Here is an 8,830-nt window from a genome sequence, read left to right on the forward strand (position 1 = left end):
GCGCCCGCGTCCGCGGCGTGGTCGGCTCGGGCGGCGGAGCCGCAGGCCCGCTCGGCGTCCCGGGTCTGCCAGGCGAGCAGCGCGATCCGGCCGCGGGGGGGGGGGGGGGGGGGGGGGGGGGGGGGGGGGGGGGGGGGGTCGGGGGGGGAGGGGAGGGGAAGTCGTGGCTTGGTCTCTCTCCTCCCCCCCCCCCCCCCCCCCCCCGAGCCGCGTGATCCGCTACACCGCGCCCCGCCCGGAGGACGCCGGCGCGTCGGCCATCCCGACCAGGCTCACCGCCGGCGGCCCGCTGCCGAGCACGCTCCCGAGCAGCCCGCCGCCGCTCGGGGTGGGCTTCGGCACCCGGGTGCCCGCCCCACTGCCGGCCGAACCGGACGAACCCGCCGTCCCGGGCTGCGAGGCGGTGCCCGTCCCGGAGGTCGAGCCGCCGCCCTGGCCGGACGAACCCGTCGCCTCGCCCGCCCGCTCCGCGGCCGTGGACCGCGGCGCGGACGGGTGTGCCTTCGGGGCCTTCGCCGCGGTGGACGGCGTCGGCGCGGCCGACGGCGTCGCGGACGGCGCGACGGAGGGCGTCGGTCCCCCGGCCGGCCCCGACCGGGTGCCCGCCACCGGCGCGTGCGAGGCCCCACCGGTACCGCCGGTGGTCGGCCAGACCGGCGTGCCGTAGTTGGACGGCACCCGGGTCGGCCTCGGCTGCGGCTGCCCGCCGGTGCGCACCGCGGCGCCCAGCAGCGAGCCGAACAGCAGGGTCAGCCCGATCACCACCGAGGCGACCACGCTGCCCCGGCGTAGCACCCGGCGGCGCACCGCCTTCGGCGCGGCGCCGTACCGCCGCCAGGCCTCCAGGGCAAGCCGCCCGTCCAAGGAGGCGAACGGCGCCCCGGCGATCAGCAGCGGGCTCCAGGCCGCCAGGAAGATCAGGTCGGGGGTGTCGTAGACCGGCACCGCCCGCCAGCTGACCGTGAAGAGCAGCGCGGCCGACAGCGCCATCGCGGTCGCGGCGGCCAACCGCTGCCAGAGCCCGAGCAGCGAGAGCACGCCGACCACGACCTCGGTGAAGGCCACCCCCAGCCCGGCACCCACCGGGTGCGCCATGGCGAAGGCCAGCAGTGGCTCGGCGGCCCGCCACGGGTGCAGCGAGGAGAGCCAGCGCATCATCGAGCCGCGGTCGCCGCCGTCGAAGTAGACCGGGTCGCAGAGCTTGCTGAAGCCGGCGTAGACCGAGAGCGAACCGAGCAGCACCCGCAGCGGGAGCAGCACCAGGCCGAGGTCGACCCGGCGCCCGGGGTACCAGGCGTGCCGGCTGGGCTCGCCGGTGCTGGCCGAGTGCTGCGGCAACTCGCCGGCCGGCACCCAGCCGGGCGGCTCCGGTCGCCGCGGCGGGCGGCCCTCGGCCGGTCGCCCGGCGCCGTACCCGCCGTGCCCGCCCGGGCCGGTCATCCCAGGCCCGTACTGCTGCCGCGGGACGGCCCGCCCGTACGAACCGCCGAGGGTGTCGTCCCACTCCGGGTCGAGCAGCTGGGTCGACCCGGGGTCGACCAGCCTGACCGAGGACCCGCCGCCGAGCGGCAGGCCACCGTGCCCGCCGCCGGCCAGCGCGGCGGCCCCGACCGGCGCGGAGGCGCTGTTCAGCCGCACCGCGTCCAGCAGCTGGGTGGCCGCCACGTCGCCGGGCATCGCCTGCCCGGTCCAGGTGACGGCGGTGACCCGGCCCTTCCGGCGGGGTACCCCGCCGCCGAGGGTGTCGGCCGTTCCGCCGCTGTCCGCGCCGCCGGCCCGGACCAGCCCGGGCCGCCCGGCGTAGGCGAGCGGCGCGTACGGCCGCCCGAAGGCGTCGGCCTGCGGCACGCCGGTCATCGAGGGGGCGTCGATCATCGGAGCCACCGGCGCGGGGAGCCTGAGCCGGAAGCTGGCCTGGGTGCTGCTCAGGCGGGCCGGATCGCTCGGCACCTTGACGGTGCTGAGGCCGGGCTCAGCGTCTATCCCTGCCGCTCCGCCCTGCCTTGGGCGCCGAGGTGTTCTGGTGTCCACGCCCCCTCTAACCGGGTGACAGCCGGTTAGGACACTCTCCCGGGTGCAACTCCCGGGCGTGGCTGACGGTTCTGGTCAGCGACGCGCGAGATGGTGATCCGCGCAGTCAGAGCCGGACAGAAGACGTCAACTCCGCGCCGATCGCCACCCACACGCAGGAGCGGGCGGGCACGACCCCCCCCCCGCCCCCGGCCGGCTCCGAGCCGGCCGCGACTCAGCGCTTGGCCCGCAGCCGCGCCGCCTCGTACAGCACGATCCCAGCCGCGACGCCCGCGTTCAGCGACTCGGTGGCACCCGGCATCGGGATCCGCACCCGCAGGTCACAGGTCTCCGAGACCAGCCGGGACAGGCCCTTGCCCTCGGAACCCGCCACGATGACCACCGGGCCGGTCAGCGCCTCCAGGTCGCCGATCTCGGCCTCGCCGTCCGCGGCCAGCCCGACCACCATCAGCCCGGCCTTCTGGTAGGCCTCCAGCGCCCGGGTCAGGTTGGTCGCCCGGGCGACGGGCAGCCGGGCCGCCGCACCCGAGGAGGTCTTCCAGGCGCCGGCCGTCATCCCGGCGGCCCGCCGCTCGGGGATCACCACGCCGTGCGCGCCGAAGGCGGCGGCCGACCGGACCACGGCACCCAGGTTGCGCGAGTCGGTCACCCCGTCCAGCGCCATGATCAGCGCGTCCTCGCCCTGCTCGGAGGCGGCGTCCAGCAGGTCCTCCGGGTGCGCGTACTCGTAGGGCGGGACCTGCAGCACCAGGCCCTGGTGGTTGAGCCCACCGGTCATCTGGTCCAGCTGCGGGCGCGGCGCCTCCATCAGCGGGATGCCCCGGTCGTTGGCCGCCTGGAACGCCTCGCGCACCCGGTCGTCGGTGTCGATGAACTGCATCACGTACAGCGCGGTCGCCGGGACCCCGCCCTGCAGCGCCTCGACCACCGAGTTGCGGCCGACCACCAGCTCGGCGGCGCCCGCGCCACCGCGGCCACCGCGCCCGCCGCCGCCGGCCCGACGCATGCCGGCCCGGGCCTTGGCGTCCCGCTCGCGCTTCAGCGCGGCGTTGGCGGCGCGCTGCTTCGGGTGACCCTTGCGGGCCTCACCGGGCGGGGTCGGGCCCTTGCCCTGGAGCGCCTTCCGGCTGTGGCCGCCGGTCCCGACACTCGCGCCCTTCTTCGACCCGGGGTTGCGGCGGTTCCTGCGCTGGCTGTTGCCGGCCATGGCTGTACTTCCTGTCTGTCCGTCATGCCCGGTCGCGGCGGTCTGCCACGGCGGGCGCATGCTCTGCGTCACGCGGGTGGGCCGTACCGGCCGTCTCGGCAGCCGGTACGGCCCACCCTCACCCCTCCACGGACCTCCGTGGCGGGATTACTGGTTGTTGATCGTCCAGCGCGGGCCGGACGGGGTGTCCTCGATCGCCAGCCCGGCCAGACCGAGCTGGTCGCGGATGGCGTCCGCGGTGGCGAAGTCCTTGCGGGCCCGGGCCGCCTGCCGCTGTTCCAGGACCAGCCGGACCAGCGAGTCGACCACCCCGTGCAGGTCGTCGCCGCGGTCGTTGCCGGCCCACTGCGGGTCCAGCGGGTCGAGACCCAGCACTCCGAGCATCGCACGGACCTCGGCCAGCCGCGCTACCGCGTTCTCCTTGTCGTCCGCCGCCAGGGCGCTGTTGCCCTGCCGGACGGCGGTGTGCACCACGGCCAGCGCCTGCGGCACGCCCAGGTCGTCGTCCATCGCCTCGGCGAAGGCGGGCGGCACCTCGGCGGCCGGCTCGACCTCGCCGCAGCGCTCGACCACCCGCTGGATGAAGCCCTCGATCCGGCCGAATCCGGCCTCCGCCTCGCGCAGCGACTCCTCGCTGTACTCGATCATCGAGCGGTAGTGCGGGGCGCCCAGGTAGTAGCGGAGCACGATCGGCCGCCAGCGCCGGACCATCTCGGAGACCAGCACCGAGTTGCCGAGCGACTTGCTCATCTTCTCGCCGCTCATGGTGACCCAGGCGTTGTGCACCCAGTAGCCGGCGAAGTGGTCGCCGAAGGCCCTGGACTGGGCGATCTCGTTCTCGTGGTGCGGGAAGATCAGGTCCAGCCCGCCGCCGTGGATGTCGAAGGCGCTGCCCAGGTACTTGTGCGCCATCGCGGAGCACTCCAGGTGCCAGCCCGGGCGCCCGGGGCCCCACGGGGTCTCCCAGAACGGCTCGCCCTCCTTGGCCGCCTTCCAGAGCGCGAAGTCACGCGCGTCGCGCTTGCCGGTCTCGCCCTCGCCCTCCGGCTGCAGCAGGTGCTCCAGCTGCTGGTTGGAGAGCTGCAGGTAGCCCGGGTAGGTGGTGACGGCGAAGTAGACGTTCCCCTCGGCGGCGTAGGCGTGTCCCTTGGCGATGAGCGTCCGCATCATCTCGATCATCTCGGGGACGTGGCCGGTGGCCCGCGGCTCCGCGGTCGGCGGCTGGCAGCCGAGCGCCTGGTAACCGTCGTTGAACGCGCGCTCGTTGGCGTACGCGATCTGCCACCACGGGACGCCCAGCTCGTGCTCCTTGCGGATCACCTTGTCGTCGATGTCCGTGACGTTGCGCACGAAGGTCACGTCGAAGCCGCGGTGGGTGAACCACCGGCGCATGATGTCGAAGTTGAGGTTGGACCGGACGTGCCCGATGTGCGGAGGGGCCTGCACGGTGGCGCCGCACAGGTAGATCGAGACACAACCCGGTACAAGCGGGACGAAGTCGCGTACCTGGCGGGTGCTGGTGTCGTACAGGCGAATACTCACAGCGTCAAGCGTAGTGGGAAGCGGGTAGTGCCCCGCGACGTTTCTGTCGCGGGGCTGCCAAGAATTTGCGCTTGTGACGCCGGTGCTGCGCGGGTGTGACGGGAGGGAGTGCCCGGATGACGCACCGTGGCAGAGCGGAGCCGTCCGATCCGGATCAGAACCTCTCGATCACCCGCTGCGGGGTCAGCCGGACCACCACCCGGACGGTCTCCGGGGTGTCGTTGGGGTAGTCCTTGCCCAGGTACTTGTGCGACAGCTCGTCGATCAGCTCCGCGCCGCCCTCGGTGGTCAGCGCCGCCTCGCCGCGCACCTCCAGGTAGCTGTACGGCTCCTCCGGCGGGTTGACGAGCAGCGAGATCCGCGGGTCGCGGACCAGGTTGAGGTGCTTGCGCCGGCCCTGGACGGTGGAGAACAGCACGTCGTCGCCGTCCCGCGTGACCCAGACCACCGAACTCTGCGGACTGCCGTCCGGTTGCAGGGTGGCGACCACGGCGAAACTCTTGCCGTCGAGCAGGGCACGGGCCTTCTCGGAGAGCTGCACGGTCATTGCGGGCCTCATCTCGGTGCGGTCAGCCGACAGGTGATCAACCGTTGCCCAAGCTACCCACATGGCCCGGGCCGATCAGCCTGAACACCCGTCAGAGCGGGGCTATTCCCCCGCCCCGACCAGCGCCGCCGCCGGGCGGGCTCAGTCGCGCCGGTAGACCAGCGCGGTGGCCAGCGCGGCCAGGCCCTCGGCCCGCCCGGTGAGCCCCAGCCCGTCCGTGGTGGTGCCGGAGACCGAGACCGGCGCGCCGACCGCCGCGGAGAGCGCGGCCTGCGCCTCCTCGCGCCGCTTGCCGATCTTCGGGCGCACTCCGATCACCTGCACCGAGACGTTGCCGATCTCGAACCCCGCGGCCCGGACGATCCGAGCCGCCTCGCCGAGCAGCCGGACGCCGGACGCACCGGCCCACTCCGGACGGTCGGTGCCGAAGTGCGCGCCGAGGTCACCGATCCCGGCCGCCGAGAAGAGCGCGTCGCAGGCCGCGTGGGCGGCGACGTCGCCGTCCGAGTGGCCGGCCAGGCCCTGCTCGTAGCCCTCCCAGCGCAGGCCGGCCACCCAGAGCGGGGCACCGGCCTCGAAGGCGTGCACATCGGTGCCGATGCCGACCCGCGGCAGTACCGGCGCACCGGACGACCGGTCAGAAACCATCGGAAGCCCTCCTCCGGGCGAGCACGGCCTCGGCCAGCACGAGGTCCAGCGGACGGGTCACCTTGAACGCCTCCTCGTGGCCCGGCACCACGACCACCCGGCCGCCGTAGTGCTCGACCAGGCCGGCGTCGTCGGTGACCGCGGGCGCCATGCCGGCGGCCTCCTCGGCCAGCGCCTTGGCGTGCACCTCGACCAACACGTCGTGGCGGAAGCCCTGCGGGGTCTGCACCGCGCGCAGTGCCGCGCGCTCGGGCGTGTCCAGCACCGGCTCCGGCTCACCGGCCGGGCGCGGCTCGACCCGCTTGACGGTGTCGGCCAGCGGAACCGCCGGCACCACGGCCTCGGCCCCGGCCCGGACGGCGGCCGCCACCGCGTCCACCACCTCCACCGGCACCAGCGGACGGGCCGCGTCGTGCACCAGCACGACCTCGGTCCCGGCCGGGACGGCGGCCAGGCCGAGCCGCACCGACTCCTGCCGGGTCGCGCCGCCGGCCACCACCCGGACGTCCTTGCCGGCCAGCCCGTGACTGTCCAGCAGACCGACCACCTCGGCCACCCCGTCGGCCGGGGCGGCGACCACGACCAGCCCGATCGCCCGGCTGCGCGCCAGCGCCCGGACCGCGTGCACCAGTAGCGGCGCGCCGCCCAGCTCGCGCAGCGCCTTGGGGGCACCGGGGCCGAGCCGCTCGCCGCGCCCGGCGGCGGGGACCACGGCGGCTGCAACTACTCCTGTGGTGTTCAGGTTTCACTCCTTCAGCGAAGTGGGTATGGCCCAGGCGTACCCGTCAGACGGTGCACCGGACCCCTTCCACACCGGCGCCGCCTCTCGGGTACCGGCGTGGTTGGCGGCCCTCGCGAGGCGGCCTGGCCCGCGCGCACAGCGATCAGCACCGAGCGTTCCGCCGAGCACAGCGATCCGCACCGCGAAGCATCACCTTATCCGGGCATGCCGCAGCGCCCGGAGTGCCACCGCATCACCCGAGTCCTACCGACCCCGGGCGACGCCGCAGCGCCGGGCGCTGTGAACGGCAACCGCCGGCACTACGAGGCGAGCACCTCGTCGAGCAGCGTCTCCGCCTTGTCCTCGTTGGTGTTCTCCGCGAGCGCCAGCTCGCTGACGAGAATCTGCCGCGCCTTGGCGAGCATCCGCTTCTCGCCGGCCGACAGGCCGCGCTCCCGCTCGCGCCGCCACAGGTCGCGGACGACCTCGGCGACCTTGATGACGTCTCCCGACGCGAGCTTCTCCAGGTTCGCCTTGTACCGACGGGACCAGTTGGTGGGCTCCTCGGTGTACGGTGCACGCAGCACCTCGAAGACCCGGTCCAGACCCTCCTGGCCGACCACGTCGCGCACGCCGACGAACTCCGCGTTCTCCGCGGGGACGCGCAGCGTCAGGTCACCCTGCTGAACCTTCAGCACCAGGTAGGTCTTGTCCACACCTTTGATCTGGCGAATTTCGATGGCCTCGATCAGTGCAGCCCCGTGATGGGGGTAGACCACCGTGTCGCCAACCTTGAACGTCATGTGACAGGACCCCTTCCGTGGCTTTCCAGAATAACACGCTTTTCCGTCCACCCGAAGGGCGTTTTCGCAGGTCAGGGCCGGTCTCGGGGCTTGACAAGGACCCCTGCGACGTGCTGCGGCCACCCGCCGGGAGGGGCTTCTCGCAGGTCGGAGGCGGTTCGCGCAGCCGGCGAAACCCGCGACCCGGCCCCCGAAACCGGCATTCGATCTTGGAGTCGACACCGGAATTTCGACGTTTCCGGATCGTGATCCGATCTTGACCGCCCGGCGGGGCGCGCCCCGATCGGCCACACCCCACTCGGTCGCGGCCGGCGCGGCAGCGCCGGAGGCCGCTCGAACAGTCGCCCGAGCGCTGCCGTGTGACCCCGCACCACCCGTGGGCCGCCCCCGTCCGGGGGCCCAGCGGCGCGCCACGGGGCCACCCCGTGAGAAGCGGATAAGTGCGGTCGGTAATCTGAGCGCTGACCACTCGACACGCGACCAAGGAGATGCCGCCGCCGTGAGCCGCAGCCTTCGACGCGGCGGATCTGCCGCCATCGTTCTCGCCCTCGCCACCGTTTCGCTGTCCGCCTGCTCGGCCGGCCAGACCGCGGAGACCCAGCAGATCAAGCCGAACACCCCGGCCGTGACGCTGGGCAACGACCTCCGGCTGAACAGCATCGTCGTCGTCACCGCCCCCGACGCGACCCCCGACGCCCCCGGCCCGGCCACCGTCACCCTGAGCATCAGCAACACCGGCAGCAGCCCGGAGACGCTGCAGTCGATCACGGTGAACAACACCGCGGCGACCCTTGAGGACGCCACCGGCGCCACGGTGCCCAGCATCGTCGTGCCGGCCGGTGGCGCGGTGTCATTCGGCAGCCAGGGCCAGCCGTCGGCCCACCTGGCCTCGATCCAGCTGCCGGTCGGCGGCTTCACGCCGACCTCGTTCACCTTCAACACGGCGGGCTCGGTGAGTGCCCAGGCGCAGGTCAGCCCGGCCACGGGGTACCTCGCGTCGTACGGCCCGGTCGCCCCGTCGGCCAGCGCCTCGACCTCCGCCTCGGGCTCCCCGGCGGCCTCCGGCAGCCCGTCCCCGTCGGCCGGTGCGTCCGCCTCGGGCTCGGCCGTCCCGTCGGCGACCGCCTCCGCCAGTGCGCCCGGTGGCACCGCCGCCGGTGCCGGCGCCTCGGCGACCGCCAGCGCGACGGCGCACTGACCCAGCGCGCGACGGCGCGCGCACAACCGACGGCCGAGGGGGGGGGGGGCAGAGAGGGGGGGGGGGGGGGGGGGGGGGGGGGGGGGGGGGGGGGGGGGGGGGGCGGGTGGTAGGCGCCGAGTAAGGACAGCAT

The 8,830-nt window shown here is 74.3% G+C and carries 8 protein-coding genes; 1 reads left to right on the forward strand and 7 read right to left on the reverse strand.

Annotated elements, in window-relative coordinates; genetic code table 11:
• Positions 1-219: 219 nt before the first annotated feature.
• The 7 genes from ACZ38L_RS32765 to ACZ38L_RS32795 form a co-directional block, all read right to left on the reverse strand.
• Entirely contained in the window at positions 220-1,950 is a 1,731-nt protein-coding gene (locus tag ACZ38L_RS32765; protein ID WP_465700263.1) for a DoxX family membrane protein, read from the reverse strand.
• 295 nt (positions 1,951-2,245) lie between these two features.
• The gene (gene rlmB / locus ACZ38L_RS32770; RefSeq protein ID WP_465700267.1) at positions 2,246-3,238 is read right to left on the reverse strand and encodes a 23S rRNA (guanosine(2251)-2'-O)-methyltransferase RlmB; all 993 of its coding nucleotides are present in this window, start codon (positions 3,236-3,238) and stop codon (positions 2,246-2,248) included.
• 147 nt (positions 3,239-3,385) lie between these two features.
• Positions 3,386-4,780, reverse strand: coding sequence for a cysteine--tRNA ligase (gene cysS / locus ACZ38L_RS32775; protein WP_465700271.1), 1,395 nt, complete (start codon positions 4,778-4,780; stop codon positions 3,386-3,388).
• 154 nt (positions 4,781-4,934) lie between these two features.
• Positions 4,935-5,327, reverse strand: a complete 393-nt coding sequence (locus ACZ38L_RS32780; RefSeq protein ID WP_465700273.1) for a PPOX class F420-dependent oxidoreductase — start codon at positions 5,325-5,327, stop codon at positions 4,935-4,937.
• Between the two features lie 141 nt (positions 5,328-5,468).
• The gene (gene ispF / locus ACZ38L_RS32785) at positions 5,469-5,975 is read right to left on the reverse strand and encodes a 2-C-methyl-D-erythritol 2,4-cyclodiphosphate synthase (protein ID WP_465700277.1); all 507 of its coding nucleotides are present in this window, start codon (positions 5,973-5,975) and stop codon (positions 5,469-5,471) included.
• Positions 5,965-6,717, reverse strand: coding sequence for a 2-C-methyl-D-erythritol 4-phosphate cytidylyltransferase (gene ispD, locus ACZ38L_RS32790; protein WP_465700309.1), 753 nt, complete (start codon positions 6,715-6,717; stop codon positions 5,965-5,967). The genes ispF and ispD overlap by 11 nt, the downstream gene beginning before the upstream one ends.
• 299 nt (positions 6,718-7,016) lie before the next feature.
• Entirely contained in the window at positions 7,017-7,499 is a 483-nt protein-coding gene (locus tag ACZ38L_RS32795; protein WP_030244332.1) for a CarD family transcriptional regulator, read from the reverse strand.
• A gap of 499 nt (positions 7,500-7,998) precedes the next feature.
• Between ACZ38L_RS32795 and ACZ38L_RS32800 the strand changes: the two genes are divergently transcribed.
• Positions 7,999-8,697, forward strand: coding sequence for a DUF461 domain-containing protein (locus tag ACZ38L_RS32800; protein ID WP_465700279.1), 699 nt, complete (start codon positions 7,999-8,001; stop codon positions 8,695-8,697).
• Positions 8,698-8,830 lie beyond the last annotated feature (133 nt).

The organism is Kitasatospora sp. NPDC024654, assembly GCF_055559155.1.

Bases quoted from the DNA above. Each gene is read 5' to 3' on its own strand.
- rlmB (WP_465700267.1), bottom strand. From the start codon at position 3,238: ATGGCCGGCAACAGCCAGCGCAGGAACCGCCGCAACCCCGGGTCGAAG.
- ACZ38L_RS32780 (WP_465700273.1), bottom strand. From the start codon at position 5,327: ATGACCGTGCAGCTCTCCGAGAAGGCCCGTGCCCTGCTCGACGGCAAG.
- ispF (WP_465700277.1), bottom strand. From the start codon at position 5,975: ATGGTTTCTGACCGGTCGTCCGGTGCGCCGGTACTGCCGCGGGTCGGC.
- ACZ38L_RS32795 (WP_030244332.1), bottom strand. From the start codon at position 7,499: ATGACGTTCAAGGTTGGCGACACGGTGGTCTACCCCCATCACGGGGCT.